Below are 18101 nucleotides of genomic sequence, written 5' to 3'. Positions count from 1 at the left end.
CGATCTGATCAACCACTGCCAATTTAAAAGACAGCGAGTAATCACGCTGAGTACGCTTAACACCTTGCGCCATCTGGATCTCCGGAAATTCGGGATGGGAGGTGTAAACCATATTCAGGACGGGACACAGACAACAAAAAAGCAGCCCGAAGGCTGCTTTTTTCGCATGGCGGCCGCAGCCGCCGGTCAAACTGTCATCAGGACAGCTTTTCCTTGATGCGAGCGGCTTTACCGGACAGGTCGCGCAGGTAGTACAGCTTGGCTTTACGCACGTCACCACGACGTTTCACGGCCAGGCTGTCGATTTGCGGGCTGTAGGTCTGGAAAGTACGCTCTACACCAACACCGTTGGAGATCTTGCGAACAGTGAAAGCGCTGTTCAGACCACGGTTACGCTTGGCGATTACAACGCCTTCGAAAGCCTGCAGACGCGAACGATCGCCTTCCTTCACTTTCACCTGAACGACGATGGTGTCGCCCGGGGCAAAGGTCGGGATCTCTTTGGACATCTGCTCAGCTTCGATCTGCTGAATGATTTTGTTGGTCATGCTGTGCTCCTAAGGTAAATCGTCGGATCTACCATCGATACGTTAACTATCGTCCCGCTCTCGGAGATACTCCTCGAGCAGCTTCTTCTCTTCTCCAGAAAGTGAGCGACTTTCCAGAAGATCGGCGCGTCGTTCATAGGTCCGCCCAAGGGACTGCTGTAAACGCCATCGCCGGATGTGTGCATGGTTGCCACTAAGCAACACGTCGGGAACACGCTGATCCGCATACACCTCCGGTCGGGTGTAGTGCGGGCAATCAAGCAGACCATCGGTGAAGGAATCTTCCTCCGCCGAGTCCGCATGCCCTAAAGCTCCGGGCAGCAGTCGCGTAACCGCATCAATCAGGACCATCGCCGGTAGCTCGCCACCAGACAGGACATAGTCGCCAATCGACCACTCTTCATCGACATGAGCTTCAATAAAACGCTCGTCAATGCCTTCGTAACGACCGGCTATCAGAATCAACGATTCGTGCTTCGCCAGGTCTTTGACCGCCGACTGAGTCAGCTTGCGGCCTTGCGGGCTCAGGTAAATCACCTTCGCCGCCTCTCCGGTTGCCTGCCTGGCATGTACCAGGGCGTCTTCCAGAGGCTTGATCTTCATCACCATGCCCGGACCACCGCCAAACGGCCGATCATCCACCGTATGGTGACGATCTGTGGTGTAGTCCCGCGGATTCCAGCAGGTCAGTTGCAACAACCCCTGTTTTACCGCGCGGCTGGTAATGCCGTACTCACTGATGGCCGAGAACATCTCGGGAAACAACGTAATCACATCTACGCGCAGGCTGGCCATTGCTTAGAAGTCCGCGTCCCATTCCACCCTCATTTCGCCTGCAACCAGGTCAATCTTCAACACGCATTGCTCTGTGTAGGGCAACAGGCGTTCACGATCATCCAGGCTGCCCGCGCAGGGCTTGACCACCATTACATCGTTCGCGCCGGTCTCCAACAGGTGATCAACCTTGCCGAACAGCTGTTCGTCCTGGTTGATGACTTTCAGACCTACCAACTGGTACCAGTAGTACTCGTCGCTAGGCAGGTTGGGCAAAAGGCTCCGCGAGATACAAATCTCATAACCGCTCAGAAGACGGGCTTCATCGCGATCGTCGAGGCCTTTGAGCTTGGCGACCAGATCCTTTTGAGTGGAACGGCCACTGACCAGCTCGACCTGTTTTACCTTCCCTTCGTGCCGAAGCGTCCAGTTAGGGTAATCCAACAGGTTTTCAATCGGATCGGTAAAGGAAAAGACCTTCACCTCGCCGCGAACGCCGTGAACCGAAAAAATCTTGCCGACAACGATCAAGTCATCAGCTTTTTCTGGCGTCGCGCTCATCGTGCTCAGGCAGCAGCCTTGGCAGCTTGTTTCAGCAGTTGAGCAACGCGCTCGGACGGCTGTGCGCCAACGCTCAGCCAGTGAGCAACGCGGTCTTCTTTAACGGACAGACGAACTTCCTGACCACGAGCGATCGGGTTGAAGAAGCCAACCTGCTCGATGTGCGAACCGGTAACCGGGTTACGCGAATCGGTCACGGTCAGGGTGTAAAATGGGCGCTTTTTAGAGCCACCACGGGCAAGACGGATGGTTAGCATTGAACATCGTTCCTGTAGTCGGTGCTGCAAATCATAATGCACAGCGGGCACACGGGTGCCCGAAAGGCCGCATATTCTCAAGGAATATCCGGACTTTTGCAAATGCCTTTTTACCGGGGCAAATAGGCCTGCCTGCTGATTTGCGAATAACGCTGCCTTATATAAGGCAACAGTGTCCCGCCGAGGGCGGGGTTCCGATCATCGACGCGCCTTCGCGCCGACGACCTGAATAGGGTTACAGCTTGGGCATACCGCCGCCGGGCATCATACCGCCCAGGCCGCGCATCATTTTCGCCATGCCACCTTTGGCAGAAAACTTCTTCATCATCTTCTGCATCTGTTTGTGCTGCTTGATCAAGCGACCGATATCCTGCACCTGGGTGCCGGAGCCCATGGCGATCCGGCGCTTGCGCGAACCGCTGATCAAGTCAGGGTCGCGGCGCTCGGCCGGGGTCATGGAGTTGATAATCGCTTCCATCTGCTTGAACTGCTTTTCGGCTGCGCCCTGGGCATTGCCCATCTGCGCCAGGTTAACCCCGCCGATGCTTGGCAGCTTGTCCATGAGGCCGCCGAGGCCGCCCATGTTCTTCATCTGTTGCAGTTGGTCACGGAAGTCTTCGAGGTCGAAGCCCTTGCCCTTTTTCAGCTTCTTGGCCAGTTTGTCGGCCTTTTCCTTGTCGAGCGTCTGTTCGGCCTGCTCGATCAGGCTGAGCACATCGCCCATGCCGAGGATGCGCGAAGCAATACGGTCAGGGTGGAACGGCTCGAGCGCTTCGCTCTTCTCGCCCATACCGATGAACTTGATCGGCTTGCCGGTAATGGCTCGCACCGACAGCGCGGCACCACCACGGGCATCGCCATCGACCTTGGTCAGGATCACACCGGTCAGCGGCAGCGCTTCACCGAAGGCCTTGGCGGTATTGGCGGCGTCCTGACCGGTCATGGCATCGACCACGAACAGGGTCTCGATCGGCTTGACCGCGGCGTGCAGGTCCTTGATCTCGGCCATCATCTCGGCGTCAATGTGCAGGCGGCCGGCGGTGTCGACGATGACCACGTCAATGAACTTGAGCTTGGCTTCGCGGATCGCCGCCTCAGCAATGGCCACCGGCTTCTGGCTGATGTCGGACGGGAAGAAGGTCACGCCGATATCGCCAGCCAGGGTTTCCAGCTGCTTGATCGCTGCCGGACGGTAGACGTCCGCCGACACCACCATTACCGACTTCTTCTTGCGCTCTTTGAGGAAGCGCGCCAGCTTGCCGGCGGTAGTGGTTTTACCCGCACCCTGCAAGCCAGCCATCAGCACCACAGCCGGAGGCGCGGCATTGAGCGCCAGCTCTTCGTTGGCCGCACCCATCATGCCTTCGAGCTCGGCCTGAACGATCTTCACGAATGCCTGGCCCGGGGTCAGGCTGCGCGACACTTCGGTGCCGACCGCACGTTCCTTGATCTTGTTGACGAAATCCTTGACCACCGGCAGGGCGACGTCAGCCTCGAGCAACGCCATGCGCACTTCACGCAGGGTGTCTTTGATGTTGTCTTCGGTCAGCTTGGCCTTGCCAGTGACATGGCGCAGCGTCTGTGACAGACGGTCGGTCAGGTTTTCAAACATGGTGATCCTTTCAGGCTCTGTAGAACCGAGGTTTATCAGCTGCCTCTGGCGTAATCGACGGGCCTTGGGCAGGGGCAGATCGGCGATTATAACGAAGACTCGGGCAAGCGCACACCTCGCCGTCGGCTGGCAGTCTTCCTTGGCAGGCGCGTTCTATGCCAAACTCAATTCTTTTCGGGCTTGCCTAACAGGACTTATGCTCCCCTTGTCACCCAGTCTGCTACCCAACCTGATCGCCGCCTGCCTGTATGCCGCCGCGACTCTCTATCAAGGCTCTCGCCTGGCGCAAGGCGCCAAGGCCGACAAACGCCTGCTCAGCCTGCTGGGCGCGCTGGCGGTTATCGCCCAGGGCACCGCACTGTTCTGGCAGTTGCTCACGCCCCAGGGCCTGAGCCTGGACTTCTTCAGTGCCGCCAGTCTGATCGCCACGGCGGTGATTGCCCTGACCTTGCTGGCCTGCCTGCGCATTCCGGTGGAGAACCTGCTGCTGCTGTTGTTCCCGCTGGGCATGCTGACGGCGCTGACGGCGCAGTTCGCCCCTCCGGGCACGGTGCCGATGATCAACGAAGAGCCAGGGATCCTCGCGCATATTCTGCTGTCGATCCTGGCCTACGGCATGTTCACCATCGCCGTGTTCCAGGCGCTGTTGCTGCTGCTGCAGGATCACCAGCTCAAACACAAACATCCTTCCGGGCTGATCAAGAACTTCCCGCCCCTGCAAACCATGGAAAGCCTGCTGTTCGGCTTTCTCTGGGCCGGCTGGGGGCTGCTGTCGCTGTCGCTGATTTCCGGCTGGCTGTTCCTCGACAACCTGTTTGCCCAGCACCTGGTGCACAAGACGTTGCTGGCCTGCGTGGCCTGGATTGTCTTCAGTGTGCTGCTGTGGGGTCGCACCCGCCTGGGCTGGCGCGGTCACAAGGCGATCCGCTGGACCCTGGCCGGATTCTGCCTGCTGATGCTGGCCTACTTCGGCAGCAAGCTGGTACGCGAATTCATCCTGCATATCTGACGGGCACAGTTAATGGACACGCTGCCGTTAGGCCCCTTGCTTGGCATACTGGTACTGGCCCTGCTCTGGTCGGCACTGTTCACTGCCGTGGACGCCGCCCAGCAGCAGCTCAATAGCGCCCGGCGCAACGGCCTGACCGATGAGCACCCAGAGCTGGCCGTTGCGCCGCAGTCTCTGGTGCTCTGCTCAACCCTGGGCAAATTGCTGGTACTGGCCCTGGCCTGCCTGTTGGGGCAGCGCTACAACGGTGAGCAGGGTTTCTGGCTGGCCGGGCTTGGCGCCGCAGCGCTGCTGTTGGTGCTGAGCGAGTACCTGCCTCGGCAACTGGCCCGGCGTAATCCGCACACCTTCATTGCCTTGGGCAACAGCCTGCTCAAAGCGCCACTCAAGCTGCTCCAGCCCCTGGCCTGGCTGCTTGATGGCTGCGCCCGTGCGCTGTTGCGCCCGTTCCGCATCCAGCCGCATGCAGTGAGCCTGCATGAACAGGACGACGATGCCGACGCGGAGGAACACCTGCACGCCGACCATCGCCTGAACCTACCCGAAAGCCTGCTGGCGCTGGACAAGATCACCGTCAATGACATCCTGGTGCCGCGCAACGACGTCGACGGTATCAACCTCGACGACTCGATCGAGGCCATCATCGAGCAACTGATCATCAGCCGCCACACCCGCCTGCCGGTGTACCACAGCGACATCAACCAGGTCGAAGCCATCCTCAACACCAAACTTATCAGCCACCTGTTGCCCAAAGCCGAGCTGAGCCGCGAGGCCTTGCAGGCGGCCTGCTACGACCCCTACTTCGTCCCGGAAAGTACCCCCCTGCAATTGCAGTTGCTCAACTTCCACAAGCAGCAGCGGCGCCTCGGCGTGGTAGTCGACGAGTATGGTGAGGTGCTGGGCATCGTCACCCTCGAAGATATTCTCGAGGAGATCGTCGGCGAATTTGAAGATGAACACCATCAGGACAACCCACACATTCACCCGCAGGGCGACGGGCGTTTCGTCATCGAAGGCACCGTATCGATTCGCGAGCTTAACCGCAGCCTCGGCTGGCACCTGCCCAGCGACGGACCGAAGACCCTCAACGGCCTGGTCACCGAAGCACTGGAAAGCATCCCGGCCAGTGCGGTATGCCTGAAAATCGGCCGTTATCGCCTGGAAATTCTCGAAACAGAAGACAATTGTGCCAGCCGCATACTGGTCTGGACCGTGACTCGCTAGCTATACTCGGGCCACACTTACCCAGCCTGGCCGTCTCGCTCGCTACCCGCACCCAGCGTCTCCCGGCCAGTACGCTGCACTGAATAACGCGCGTTTTACCGGCACTGCTTCACACCCCGAACATTGCCCGCGCCCGCCCCTATCCCCAACGGGCGTATGCTCAGTCTCGCGACCAACAACAAATACGCTTCGGCGCCCGCTTGCTGACACCTGTCTGTGCAGGTCGGCAACGCCGCCCATGGAGCACTCGACTGTCAGGGATAATCGCATGACGACCAGCAGCACCTACTCCGAAACGGCTCAGGCCAGCCCAGGCAACTCGCCAGCAAGGGTGGCCACCGCCAGCTTTATCGGCACCGCCATCGAATTCTACGACTTCTACGTCTACGCCACCGCTGCAGCGCTGGTGATCGGCCCGGTGTTCTTCCCGCAGACCTCTGGCACCGCGCAGATGCTCTCGGCCTTCCTCACCTTCGGCATCGCCTTCCTTGCCCGCCCCCTGGGTTCTGCGCTGTTCGGCCACTTCGGTGACCGTATCGGGCGTAAATCGACCCTGGTCGCCTCGCTGCTGCTGATGGGCGTGTGCACCACACTGATCGGCGTGCTTCCGGGCTATGACAGCATTGGCGCCTGGGCACCGATACTGCTGTGTGTACTGCGCTTCGGTCAGGGCCTGGGTCTTGGTGGCGAATGGGGCGGGGCGGCGCTGCTGGCCACCGAGAACGCACCGAAAGGCAAACGGGCGTGGTTCGGCATGTTCCCACAGCTCGGTCCTTCGATCGGTTTTCTGGCCGCCAACGGCCTGTTCCTGACCCTGGCCATGGTGCTGACTGACGAGCAGTTCCGCAGCTGGGGCTGGCGGATTCCCTTCCTGCTCAGCGCAGCCCTGGTCATCGTCGGCCTATATGTGCGCCTGAAGCTTGAAGAAACGCCGATTTTCGCCAAAGCCGTGGCCCGTCACGAGCGGGTGAAAATGCCGGTGGTCGAGCTCTTCTCGCAATACTGGATGCCGGTACTGCTGGGCGCCGCGGCCATGGTGGTGTGCTACGCACTGTTCTACATCTCCACGGTGTTCTCGCTCAGCTATGGCGTGTCGACCTTGGGCTATAGCCGCGAAACCTTTCTTGGCCTGCTGTGCTTTGCGGTACTGTTCATGGCCCTGGCCACTCCGCTATCGGCCTGGCTCAGCGATCGCTATGGACGTAAACCGGTGCTGATTGTCGGTGCAGTCCTGGCGATTCTCTCAGGCTTTACCATGCAGCCGTTGCTAACCTCGGGCTCCACCACGGGGGTAGCGCTGTTCCTGGCCATCGAGCTGTTCTTGATGGGTGTGACTTTCGCACCGATGGGTGCGTTGCTGCCTGAACTGTTTCCGACCCACGTGCGTTATACCGGCGCTTCGGCGGCGTATAACCTGGGCGGCATCGTCGGCGCTTCGGCGGCACCGTTCTTCGCCCAAAAGCTGGTGGCGATGGGCGGACTGAGCTGGGTTGGCGGGTATGTGTCGGCGGCGGCTGTGTTGAGCCTGATTGCCGTGCTGTGCCTGAAAGAGACCCGGCATTCGGAGCTGTAACTGCATCGCGGGGCAAGCCCGCTCCCACTGTGGGAGCGGGCTTGCCCCGCGAAAAGCCTTACAGCTCTACTTTCACCGCCTGGGAAGCACGGGTCGCCTTGGCCCGCGCAGCCTCGATCGACTCATCTCGCGCCAGGCACACGCCCATGCGGCGCTGACCGTTGACTTCAGGCTTGCCGAACAGGCGAATGGCCGTGTCCGGTTCGCTCAACGCTGCGCCCAGGTTAGCGAACGCTGTCTGCTGCGACTGACCCTCCACCAATATCACTGCCGAGGCGGACGGGCCGAACTGACGAATCAAAGGAATCGGCAAACCAAGGATTGCCCGCGCGTGCAGAGCGAACTGCGACAAGTCCTGAGAAATCAAGGTCACCAGACCGGTATCATGTGGGCGCGGTGAGACCTCGCTGAACCACACCTGATCACCTTTGATGAACAGCTCGACACCGAACAGACCACGACCGCCCAGCGCCTCAGTGACCGCCTTGGCCACCCGCTCGGACTCGGCCAGAGCCACCGGGCTCATGGCTTGCGGCTGCCAGGACTCCTGGTAATCGCCCTTCTCCTGACGGTGACCAACCGGTGCACAGAACGTGGTGCCACCGATATGACGAACGGTCAGCAGGGTGATTTCGTAGTCAAAGTCGATGAAACCTTCAATGATCACCCGGCCCTTGCCGGCGCGCCCGCCCTCCTGGGCATAGTCCCAGGCTTTGCGCACATCATCAGCGCTGCGCAGCAGGCTCTGGCCCTTGCCCGAGGAACTCATCACCGGTTTGACCACGCACGGGAAACCCAGGTCTTCGACGGCGTTGCGGTAGTCCTCGAAAGTATCGGCAAAGTGGTAAGGCGAAGTTGGCAGATCCAGCTCTTCGGCAGCCAGACGACGAATGCCTTCGCGGTTCATGGTCAGCTGCGTGGCACGCGCGGTCGGGACCACGTTGAAGCCTTCGTTTTCCAGCTCGACCAGAGTCGCGGTGGCAATGGCTTCGATTTCCGGCACGATATAGTGCGGCTTCTCTGCCTCGATCACCGCCCGCAGTGCTGCGCCATCGAGCATGTTGATGACATGGCTGCGATGGGCCACTTGCATGGCCGGGGCATTGGCGTAACGGTCCACGGCAATCACTTCAACGCCCAAGCGTTGCAGCTCGATCACCACTTCTTTGCCCAGCTCGCCACAGCCACAGAGCAGTACGCGGGTCGCTGTTGGCGACAATGGGGTTCCGATACGGGTCATTTCAGGTCCTCAGAGGGAAGGATTCCAGGGCTGCCCGATGATCAGGCCAACCCGGTGAAAAGGAGCGCCATTTTACATCAACCGGGGCGCAGGGCCTCAGCTGCTGATGGCAGGCTTGCGCAGACGCCAGGCCATGATCAGCCACACTGCGGTGACCCCGGCGAATTTCGAGGCCAGGGCGGTTCCGGCCACAGCCGGGGTCAAGGCACCGATCATGCCGAAGAAAATGAAGGTGTCGATCGGGATACTCAGCGCCGAGCTCAGCCACAGGCGCTCATGCAGCGGCCGCTTGGTGATGCTGAAGACCAGCCAGTCGATCAGTTCGGAGACCGCGAAGGCGCTGGCGCTGGCCAGGGCAATGGCAGGTTCTGAGGTAACATAGGACAGCACCAGCGCGACCAGCATGGCAACCAGCGCACCGTGACCGAAGCGGGTCTGCACCATGTCACGGAGGATGAACACCAGCCCGCCCCAGGCGGACCAGATGACGTCCAGGTGCGGGGCACTGGAGAAGGCGTAGTTGATCAGCACGACACTGCTGATGTATGCAATCAGAAAGGGCATGGAATAGACCGCTGGGCAAGCCCTACAGGGTACTTGAGCAGCCGCTTGCGGCCAAGTGCCGGATCAGCGCGCGGCGCTGCCGACGCTGAAGATCAGCCCGGCCGCTACCGCCCGCTCATGGCACAGCTTCAGCACTTCGCGGCGCTCGCTGTTGTCCATCCGCCCCCAACGGGTTATTTCTGCTGCGCTGCGCTGACAGCCAGTGCAGATGTCAGCCTCATCCAGAGCACAGATATGCACACAGGGCGAGGCAACCGGACGCTCACTGCTACTCATCATTCCTCCTGCGGGGCCAGATCACGGGCATAGCGCTCGGCGTTATGCACGTAATGCGCGGCGCTGGCTTCGAGCATCTTCTTCTGCGCCTCGGTCAGTTCGCGCACGACCTTGCCTGGCGAGCCCATCACCAGCGAGCCGTCGGGAATCTCCTTGCCTTCGGGAATCAGCGCATTGGCGCCAATGATGCAGTATTTGCCGATGCGCGCACCGTTGAGGATCACCGCATTGATGCCGACCAGGCTGTAATCACCGACGCTGCAGCCGTGCAGCATGGCGTTGTGACCGATGGTCACTCCTTTGCCCAAAGTCAGCGGCGACCCCATGTCGGTATGCATCACGGTACCGTCTTGAACGTTGCTGTTCTGGCCGATGTCGATCAGTTCATTGTCGCCACGCAACACCGCGCCGAACCAGACGCTGGCCCCCGCCTGCAGGCGTACTTTACCGACTAGCGTGGCAGTGGGCGCCGCCCAGCTGCGTGGATGGGTTTCGACCCGCAGGTCGCCCAGACGGTATTTCATGCGTGGTTCCTCACGGTGCGGTTGTGCTGGCGGGTGAGCCCGCTCAAATTGGAATGAAGCGCTCAGGCGGTTGGTGCAGATTGATGTCGGCATCGTAAAGCAAGTTCACCAATTCGACGATCATGATCGCCGACAGCCCCCAGATCTTGTACTCGCCAAAGCGGTAGCTGGGCACATACCAGCTGCGCCCCTGGTAATCGATACGGTGGGTATGATCGCGCGGGTCCTGGCGAAAAAACTCCAGCGGCACAGTAAACACCGCAGCGATTTCAGCATCATTGGCCAGGTACTCGACATAATCGGGGATCAGCCCGACGAAAGGCGTGACCTTCAGGCCATGCAACGAGATCAGCGGGCTCAAGGGGCCGATGATTTCCACCAGCCCTGGCGGCAGACCGATTTCCTCTTCGGCCTCGCGCAGTGCGGTAAACACCAGATCAGGGTCTTCCGGGTCGCGGCGCCCGCCAGGGAAAGCCACTTCGCCACCATGGGTCGACAAGCCCTTGGCGCGCAAAGTCAGCACCAGCTCAGGCTCTTCACTGCGGGTAATGGGCAATAACACTGCGGCCTCGGGAAAACGACAATCGGTTTCCAGGGTGCCCGGCGTATGACTGCTCACGCGGCGAAGTAGCTCGTCCAGCATTGCTCTCTCTCGATTCCAAAGCATGACCTGCATGATGCACCAAAGCCGCGAACCGCCCAAGCCCCGAGGCGAACCGGCTTGCGGCCGCGGTGAAAGTCGCGCCAAGATAAGCACAACCTATAGGAATAAAAGCATGAAATTCTGCAGTGCGTGCGGCAATCAGGTGATTCAGCGTATTCCCGAGGGCGATACCCGCCTGCGCTATGTCTGCGATCACTGCCAGACCATCCATTACCAGAACCCCAATATCGTCGCCGGCGTGCTACCGATCTGGGGTAACCAGGTGCTGCTGTGCCGCCGGGCCATCGAGCCGCGCCGGGGCTACTGGACCCTGCCCGCCGGTTTCATGGAGAACGGCGAGACCCTGGAGCAGGCCGCCCGCCGCGAAACCGTCGAGGAAGCCTGTGCCCGTGTCGGGCAGATGAGCCTGTACCAGCTGTTCGACCTGCCGCACATCAATCAGGTGCATGTGTTCTTTCGCGCCGAACTTGCCGACCTGGACTTTGCCGTCGGCGTCGAGAGCCTGGAAGTGCGACTTTTCGATGAAAGTGAAATCCCCTGGGACGAGCTGGCTTTCCGCACCATCAGTCATACCCTAAAATGCTATTATCGTGACCGCATCGAGCAGTGCTACCCGATTGGCAACGAATGCCTGTCACCTTTGCTCGTCTCGTTACCCAACACCTAGTTTTCAGGGATATCGTTTCATGCGCTGGTTGCTTGCCCTTTTCTGCCTCAGTGTGACATCGGTGTCCCAGGCAGCGTTTACCGAAACGATCGTGACCAAACCTGTCGAGAAGGTCGCGCCTTCGCCGCTCCAGCTCAAACCCGAGCATTCAGTGCTCATCGACAAGATCCTGGTACTCAAGTCGGAACGGCGCCTGCAACTGATCAGCGCCGGCGCACCGCTGAAAACCTATCGCATCTCGCTGGGCAAGCAGCCCAAGGGCCCGAAGCTGCGCGAGGGTGACAAGCGCACCCCTGAAGGGCTCTACTGGATCGATTGGCGCAAGGAGAGTGACCGCTACAACCTGGCCATGCACGTGTCCTACCCGAACATCAGTGATTCGGCACGCGCCCGGCGTGAAGGCGTACCGCCCGGCGGCATGATCATGATCCACGGCACGCCGCTGGATGAAGAATATCCCGAAGAGGTGTTCCACACCCTGGACTGGACCGAAGGCTGCATCGCCATGACCAACCGCGACATGCGTGAGGTCTGGAACCTGGTACCCGACGGCACGATGATCGAAATTCGCCCCTGAGGACACACTCGGTGGCGGCAAGCCCGCTCCCACTGGGGACAGACACAAAAAAGCCGCGACCGATTTGCATCGGTCGCGGCTTTTTACAGGCTTCAGAAGTCGGCGAGTTGCCAGACCTCATAAGCCGGTGTTTCATAAGGATGACTGTGCTTGAGCGCAGCGACCACCGGCTTGATCAGCTCGTCGGCCACCACCAACTCTACCCGCCACTCTTCGACCTGTTCGACCACCCCGCTCTGCCCGATGAACGGCTGACTGCCGTCCAGCGGGCGGAACTGGCCCTGGCCCAACACCTGCCAGGCGCAGCAGTCATAGTCGCCGATGCGTCCGCCGCCAGCGGCGAACACAGCAGCCTTGACCACTTCCACATGGCTCGGCGGGACGAAGAAGGCGAGCTTGTACACCCTTAGTTCACCCAGGCCCGCGCGTTGCGGAACATGCGCATCCACGCCGCGTCTTCGTTCCAGTCATCCGGACGCCAGGAGTTCTGCACGGCACGGAAGACCCGCTCAGGGTGCGGCATCATGATGGTGACGCGACCGTCGCGGCTGGTCAGGCCGGTGATCCCGCGCGGCGAACCGTTCGGGTTGGCCGGGTAGGTTTCGGTGACCTTGCCATGGTTGTCGACAAAGCGCAGAGCCACGCAACCGGACAGATCGGCTTCGAGCAAAGCTTCCTCGCTTTCGAACTCAGCATGACCTTCACCGTGAGCAATGGCGATCGGCATGCGCGAACCGGCCATGCCCTGCAGGAAGATCGAATTCGACTCCTGGACCTGGACCATCGCCACACGGGCTTCGAACTGCTCGGAACGGTTACGCACAAAGTGCGGCCAGAACTCGGTACCCGGAATCAGCTCGTGCAGGTTGGACATCATCTGGCAACCGTTGCACACGCCCAGGGTGAAGCTGTCGGTACGCTCGAAGTACTGCTGGAATGCCTCGCGGGCACGGCTGTTGAACAGCGCCGACTTGGCCCAGCCTTCACCGGCACCGAGGACGTCGCCGTAAGAGAAGCCGCCGCAGGCGACCAGACCCTTGAACTCGTTCAGGTCGATGCGACCGGCGAGGATATCGCTCATGTGCACGTCGATCGCGTTGAAACCGGCACGATCGAAGGCAGCTGCCATCTCGACCTGGCCGTTGACGCCCTGTTCACGCAGCACCGCTACCTGAGGGCGGATGCCCTTCTTGATGTACGGCGCGGCGATGTCGTGGTTGACGTCGAAGCCGAGCTTGACGCTCAGGCCCGGGTTGTCTTCTTCGAGCAGGCCATTGAACTCCTGATCGGCGCAGTCGGCGTTGTCACGCAGACGCTGGATCTGGTAGCTGGTTTCAGCCCACTGGCGCTGCAGCAGACGACGGTCGCCACGGAACAGCTCTTCGCCCATGTGGTGAATCAGGACTTCGCTGTTGTTGACCGGCTGGCCGATCACTGCAACGCAGTCTTCACCGAGACCGGCAGCGCTGAACTGGGCCAACACATCCGGAGTGGCGTCCTGGTGCACCTGAATCACCGCACCCAGCTCTTCGTTGAAGAGGATGGCCGCAATTTTTTCACGCTTGCTGGTCAGAGTGTCCAGTTCCAGGCTCAAACCGCAATGGCCGGCAAAGGCCATTTCCAGCACGGTGGCCATCAGGCCGCCGTCGGAACGGTCATGATAAGCCAGCAGATGACCGTCGGCGTTCAGGCCCTGGATCACCGCGAAGAAAGCCTTGAGGTCTTCGGCGTCGTCGACGTCCGGGGCCTGGCTACCGAGCTTGCCGTGGGTCTGGGCAAGGATCGAGGCGCCCATACGGTTCTGGCCACGGCCCAGGTCAATCAGGATCAGGTCGGTCTCGCCCTTGTCCATGCGCAGTTGCGGGGTCAGGGTCTTGCGGATGTCGGTGACCGGCGCAAAACCGGTGACGATCAGCGACAGCGGCGAGGTAACGGACTTCTCCGCGCCCTCTTCGCTCCACTTGGTCTTCATCGACATCGAGTCCTTGCCCACCGGAATGGTCAGGCCCAGCTCAGGGCACAGTTCCATGCCGACAGCTTTGACGGTGTCGTACAGACGCGCGTCTTCACCCGGGTGACCGGCTGCGGACATCCAGTTGGCCGACAGTTTGATGTCGGAGAGCTTTTCAATGCGCGAAGCGGCCATGTTGGTCAGCGTTTCGCCGATCGCCATGCGCCCCGAGGCCGGCGCGTCGAGCAGAGCCAGCGGTGTGCGCTCGCCCATGGCCATGGCTTCACCGGTGTAGACGTCGAAGCTGGTCGCGGTGACGGCGACGTCAGCCACTGGCACCTGCCACGGGCCAACCATCTGGTCGCGGGCAACCAGGCCGGTGATGGTGCGGTCGCCGATGGTGATCAGGAAGCTCTTGCTGGCCACGGCCGGGTGACGCAGCACGCGCTCGACCGAGTCGTTCAGCTCAAGGCTGGACGGGTCGAAATCATCGCCCTGCTCGGCTTCACGGGTAACCGAACGGTGCATGCGTGGCGGTTTGCCCAGCAGCACTTCCAGCGGCATGTCCACCGGGCTGTTGCCGAAGTGGCTGTCGGTGACGGTCAGGTGCGGCTCTGCGGTGGCTTCGCCGACCACCGCGAACGGGCAGCGCTCGCGCTCGCAGATGGCCTGGAAGCGTTCGAAGTCGGCAGCGTCGACCGCCAGCACGTAACGCTCCTGGGACTCGTTGCTCCAGATTTCGTGCGGGGCCATGCCCGGCTCGTCGTTGGGTACGTTACGCAGCTCGAAACGGCCACCACGGCCACCATCGTTGACCAGCTCGGGGAAAGCGTTGGAAATGCCGCCCGCACCGACGTCATGGATGAAGGCGATCGGGTTGTTGTCACCGAGCTGCCAGCAGCGGTCGATGACCTCCTGGCAGCGGCGTTCCATTTCCGGGTTTTCACGCTGTACCGAGGCAAAGTCCAGGTCGGCGGAGCTGGCGCCAGTGGCAACCGAGGATGCCGCGCCACCGCCCAGGCCGATCAGCATGGCCGGGCCACCGAGGACAATCAGCTTGGCGCCGACGGTGATCTCGCCTTTCTTGACGTGATCTTCGCGGATGTTGCCCATACCGCCAGCGAGCATGATCGGCTTGTGGTAACCGCGCACTTCTTCGCCGTGCGGGGTGCTGATCGACTGCTCGAAGGTACGGAAGTAGCCGGTCAGGGCCGGACGGCCGAATTCGTTGTTGAACGCCGCGCCACCCAGCGGGCCTTCAATCATGATGTCCAGCGCGGTGACGATGCGCTCAGGCTTGCCGTAGGCCTTCTCCCATGGCTGTTCGAAGCCCGGGATCTGCAGGTTGGACACGGTGAAACCGGTCAGGCCGGCTTTGGGCTTGGCGCCGCGACCGGTGGCGCCTTCATCGCGGATTTCGCCGCCGGAACCGGTGGACGCACCGGAGAACGGCGAGATGGCGGTCGGGTGGTTATGGGTCTCGACCTTCATCAGGATATGCACCGGCTCCTGCACCGCGCCGTACTGACGGGTCTCAGGATTCGGGAAGAAGCGGCCGGCGACGTTACCGACGATCACCGAGGCGTTGTCCTTGTAAGCGGACAGCACGCCTTCGCTGTGCATCTGGTAGGTGTTTTTGATCATGCCGAACAGGCTTTTTTCCTGGCTTTCGCCGTCGATATCCCAACTGGCGTTGAAGATCTTGTGACGGCAATGCTCGGAGTTGGCCTGGGCGAACATCATCAGTTCGATGTCGTTCGGGTTGCGCGCAAGGTTCTGGAACGCCTCGACCAGGTAGTCGATCTCGTCTTCGGCCAGGGCCAGGCCCAGGTCGATGTTGGCCTGAGCCAGCGCAGCGCGGCCACCGCCGAGGATGTCCACCGAGGTCATCGGCTTGGGCTGGGCGTGGCTGAACAGGCCGGCAGCCTCTTCCAGCTTGCTCAGGACAATCTGGGTCATGCGGTCGTGCAGCACCTGGGCGACCAGCGCAGCGTCGGCCTCACTCAGCTCACCGCTGACGTAGTAGGCGATACCGCGTTCCAGGCGCTGGACGTTCTCCAGGCCGCAGTTGTGGGCGATGTCGCTGGCCTTGCTCGACCAGGGCGAGATGGTGCCGAAACGCGGCAGAACCAGGAACAGGCGACCGCTCGGCTCCTGTACCGGTACGCTCGGGCCGTACTTGAGCAAGCGCGCGAGCACTTGCTGTTGGTCGGCAGTCAGATCGCCGTCAACCTCGGCGAAATGAGCGAATTCAGCGTACAAACCACTAACAGCGGGGACTTTCTGGCTCAATTGCTCGAGTAATTTACCGTGGCGAAAGGCAGAAAGGGCAGGAGCGCCGCGCAGGATCAACATCGTCGGGACAGCCTCAGGAAGGGGGTGTGCTTAGAGGCCGTGCATTCTAGCCTAAATCCGTCGCTTCCGGCACCCGCAACACAGCATTCTGACGCGGCCGCGTGTCGGCGAAACAAACCGGACTCGGGGGTCAAAAAAATGACCTGTTGGCGCCAGCCCTTCAGGACCTGGTGCAAAGCCTGCTAGCAGACAAGCAAACCGTTGTCGAGATATGGCGGGACCAGTCCTTTGCGTATACTGCAACCTATGTTTGCCCAAACTGCTTTGCGCCAGCGCTGCGCCAGATGGCTCATCGCAACCGGACTCTTCCTGATGCTCGGTGCCTGTGTTGAAAAACCCAGCACCCTGGAGCGCGTCAAGGAGGATGGTGTGCTGCGCGTGATCACCCGCAACAGCCCCGCCACCTACTTCGAGGACCGCAACGGTGAAACCGGCTTCGAATACGAGCTGGTCAAGCGTTTTGCCGAAGACCTCGGTGTCGAGCTGAAAATCGAAACCGCCGACAATCTCGACGAACTCTACGGCCAGCTCGGCAAACCATCGGGGCCGGTAGTGGCGGCGGCCGGTCTGGTCAGTAGCGAGCGGCGCAAGTCACAGGTACGGTTCTCCCATCCGTACCTGGAAGTCACCCCACAAATTATCTACCGCAACGGTCGCTCGCGGCCGACCGATGCCAAAGACCTGGTCGGCAAAAAAATCATCGTGCTCAAGGGCAGCACTCATGCTGAACAGCTGGCAGAACTGAAAAAACAGTACCCGGCACTTGAATACGAAGAGTCTGACGCTGTAGAGGTGGTTGACCTGCTGCGCATGGTCGATGAAGGTCAGATCGATCTGACCCTGGTCGACTCCAATGAGCTGGCGATGAATCAGGTCTATTTTCCCAAAGTGCGGGTCGCTTTCGACCTGGGCGATTCGCGCGACCAGCGCTGGGCAGTGGCGGCCGGGGATGACAACAGCCTGCTCAACGAGATCAACGAGTTTCTCGACAAGGTGCAGAAGAATGGCACCTTGCAACGCCTGAAAGACCGTTATTACGGGCATGTCGATGTGCTTGGCTACGTCGGCGCCTACACCTTCGCCCAGCACCTGCAACAACGCTTGCCGCGCTATGAGAAACATTTCAAGGCGTCGGCCAAGAAAGAGCAGGTCGACTGGCGCCTGCTGGCCGCCATCGGCTACCAGGAGTCCATGTGGCAGGCGGAAGTCACCTCCAAGACTGGCGTGCGCGGCCTGATGATGCTGACCCAGCGCACCGCCCAGGCCATGGGTGTGTCCAACCGGCTGGACCCGGTGCAAAGCATTCGTGGCGGGGCCAAGTACTTCATGCACGTGAAGGAATCACTCGACGACTCGATCAAGGAGCCGGACCGCACCTGGTTCGCCCTGGCGGCCTACAACGTCGGCGGCGGTCACCTGGACGATGCGCGCAAACTGGCCAAACGTGAGGGTTTGAACCCGAACAAATGGCTGGATGTGAAGAAAATGCTGCCGCGCCTGTCGCAAAAGCAGTGGTACAGCAAGACCCGCTACGGTTATGCCCGAGGTGGCGAACCGGTGCACTTTGTCGCCAACATCCGCCGTTACTACGACATCCTCACCTGGGTGACCCAGCCACAGCTGGAGGGCAGCCAGGTGGCCGAAGGCAGCCTGCATGTGCCGGGCGTCGACAAGACCAAGCCGCCAGAGCCCTCGCCACCGCTCTGAAATGAATCGCGGGGCAAG

19 protein-coding genes are annotated in these 18101 nt (G+C 60.9%); 7 read left to right on the top strand and 12 right to left on the bottom strand.

What is annotated here, in order from left to right:
• A partial coding sequence (locus C6382_RS24205) for a hypothetical protein (RefSeq protein ID WP_218276278.1) occupies window positions 1-217 on the top strand: 217 nt, incomplete at its 5' end.
• On the opposite strand, the gene rplS is transcribed toward C6382_RS24205, so the two are convergent.
• The 5 genes from rplS to ffh form a co-directional block, all read right to left on the bottom strand.
• Complete coding sequence (gene rplS / locus C6382_RS21965) at window positions 198-548, bottom strand: 50S ribosomal protein L19 (protein WP_010220244.1); 351 nt, start codon at window positions 546-548, stop codon at window positions 198-200. The two genes, C6382_RS24205 and rplS, sit on opposite strands and share 20 nt — an antisense overlap.
• A 42-nt stretch (window positions 549-590) precedes the next feature.
• Complete coding sequence (trmD, locus tag C6382_RS21960) at window positions 591-1343, bottom strand: tRNA (guanosine(37)-N1)-methyltransferase TrmD (protein ID WP_038614159.1); 753 nt, start codon at window positions 1341-1343, stop codon at window positions 591-593.
• Window positions 1344-1346: 3 nt separating this feature from the next.
• Window positions 1347-1883 (bottom strand): ribosome maturation factor RimM, encoded by a 537-nt coding sequence (gene rimM, locus C6382_RS21955; RefSeq protein ID WP_107026424.1) that lies wholly within the window; start codon window positions 1881-1883, stop codon window positions 1347-1349.
• Window positions 1884-1888: 5 nt separating this feature from the next.
• Complete coding sequence (rpsP, locus tag C6382_RS21950; protein ID WP_038614163.1) at window positions 1889-2140, bottom strand: 30S ribosomal protein S16; 252 nt, start codon at window positions 2138-2140, stop codon at window positions 1889-1891.
• A 235-nt stretch (window positions 2141-2375) separates the two neighbouring features.
• The gene (ffh, locus tag C6382_RS21945) at window positions 2376-3752 is read right to left on the bottom strand and encodes a signal recognition particle protein (protein ID WP_107026423.1); all 1377 of its coding nucleotides are present in this window, start codon (window positions 3750-3752) and stop codon (window positions 2376-2378) included.
• 196 nt (window positions 3753-3948) lie between these two features.
• Between ffh and C6382_RS21940 the strand changes: the two genes are divergently transcribed.
• The 3 genes from C6382_RS21940 (at window position 3949) to C6382_RS21930 (ending at window position 7558) form a co-directional block, all read left to right on the top strand.
• The gene (locus C6382_RS21940; protein WP_107026422.1) at window positions 3949-4761 is read left to right on the top strand and encodes an inner membrane protein YpjD; all 813 of its coding nucleotides are present in this window, start codon (window positions 3949-3951) and stop codon (window positions 4759-4761) included.
• A gap of 12 nt (window positions 4762-4773) precedes the next feature.
• Window positions 4774-5985, top strand: coding sequence for a transporter associated domain-containing protein (locus C6382_RS21935; protein WP_107026421.1), 1212 nt, complete (start codon window positions 4774-4776; stop codon window positions 5983-5985).
• A gap of 268 nt (window positions 5986-6253) precedes the next feature.
• Complete coding sequence (locus C6382_RS21930; RefSeq protein ID WP_107026420.1) at window positions 6254-7558, top strand: MFS transporter; 1305 nt, start codon at window positions 6254-6256, stop codon at window positions 7556-7558.
• Window positions 7559-7616: 58 nt separating this feature from the next.
• Here the strand turns inward: C6382_RS21930 and purT are convergent, their stop codons facing one another.
• The 5 genes from purT to C6382_RS21905 all read right to left on the bottom strand — a co-directional run bounded on the left by purT (window position 7617) and on the right by C6382_RS21905 (window position 10805).
• Window positions 7617-8798 carry a formate-dependent phosphoribosylglycinamide formyltransferase gene (purT, locus tag C6382_RS21925; protein ID WP_107026419.1) on the bottom strand — a complete coding sequence of 394 codons (1182 nt, stop codon included), beginning with the start codon at window positions 8796-8798 and terminating at the stop codon, window positions 7617-7619.
• 96 nt (window positions 8799-8894) lie between these two features.
• Window positions 8895-9362, bottom strand: coding sequence for a VUT family protein (locus C6382_RS21920; RefSeq protein WP_107026418.1), 468 nt, complete (start codon window positions 9360-9362; stop codon window positions 8895-8897).
• Between the two features lie 63 nt (window positions 9363-9425).
• Complete coding sequence (locus C6382_RS21915) at window positions 9426-9638, bottom strand: DUF1289 domain-containing protein (RefSeq protein WP_107026417.1); 213 nt, start codon at window positions 9636-9638, stop codon at window positions 9426-9428.
• The gene (locus C6382_RS21910; RefSeq protein ID WP_107026416.1) at window positions 9638-10162 is read right to left on the bottom strand and encodes a gamma carbonic anhydrase family protein; all 525 of its coding nucleotides are present in this window, start codon (window positions 10160-10162) and stop codon (window positions 9638-9640) included. The genes C6382_RS21915 and C6382_RS21910 overlap by 1 nt, the downstream gene beginning before the upstream one ends.
• Window positions 10163-10205: 43 nt before the next feature.
• Entirely contained in the window at window positions 10206-10805 is a 600-nt protein-coding gene (locus tag C6382_RS21905) for a CoA pyrophosphatase (protein WP_107026415.1), read from the bottom strand.
• Window positions 10806-10938: 133 nt separating this feature from the next.
• On the opposite strand from C6382_RS21905, the gene C6382_RS21900 reads away from it, so the two are divergent.
• On the top strand, window positions 10939-11493 hold the full coding sequence (locus tag C6382_RS21900; RefSeq protein ID WP_107026414.1) for an NUDIX hydrolase: 555 nt from the start codon (window positions 10939-10941) through the stop codon (window positions 11491-11493).
• A 19-nt stretch (window positions 11494-11512) separates the two neighbouring features.
• Complete coding sequence (locus C6382_RS21895; protein WP_107026413.1) at window positions 11513-12070, top strand: murein L,D-transpeptidase family protein; 558 nt, start codon at window positions 11513-11515, stop codon at window positions 12068-12070.
• A gap of 92 nt (window positions 12071-12162) precedes the next feature.
• Here C6382_RS21895 and C6382_RS21890 read toward each other — a convergent pair whose 3' ends face one another.
• Both C6382_RS21890 and purL read right to left on the bottom strand, forming a co-directional pair.
• Window positions 12163-12474 (bottom strand): YqfO family protein, encoded by a 312-nt coding sequence (locus C6382_RS21890; RefSeq protein WP_107026412.1) that lies wholly within the window; start codon window positions 12472-12474, stop codon window positions 12163-12165.
• A gap of 2 nt (window positions 12475-12476) precedes the next feature.
• A complete protein-coding gene (purL, locus tag C6382_RS21885) occupies window positions 12477-16376 on the bottom strand; it encodes a phosphoribosylformylglycinamidine synthase (RefSeq protein ID WP_107026411.1) in 3900 nt (1299 codons plus the stop codon).
• 246 nt (window positions 16377-16622) lie between these two features.
• Between purL and mltF the strand changes: the two genes are divergently transcribed.
• A complete protein-coding gene (gene mltF / locus C6382_RS21880) occupies window positions 16623-18083 on the top strand; it encodes a membrane-bound lytic murein transglycosylase MltF (RefSeq protein WP_107026410.1) in 1461 nt (486 codons plus the stop codon).
• The last annotated feature ends 18 nt before the right edge of the window (window positions 18084-18101 follow it).

Origin of the sequence: Pseudomonas sp. BBP2017 (assembly GCF_003024385.1) — a bacterium.
GTDB lineage: Bacteria > Pseudomonadota > Gammaproteobacteria > Pseudomonadales > Pseudomonadaceae > Aquipseudomonas.
Note: the sequence above shows the minus strand (reverse complement) of the source record. Positions and strands in the feature narration are given on the sequence as shown.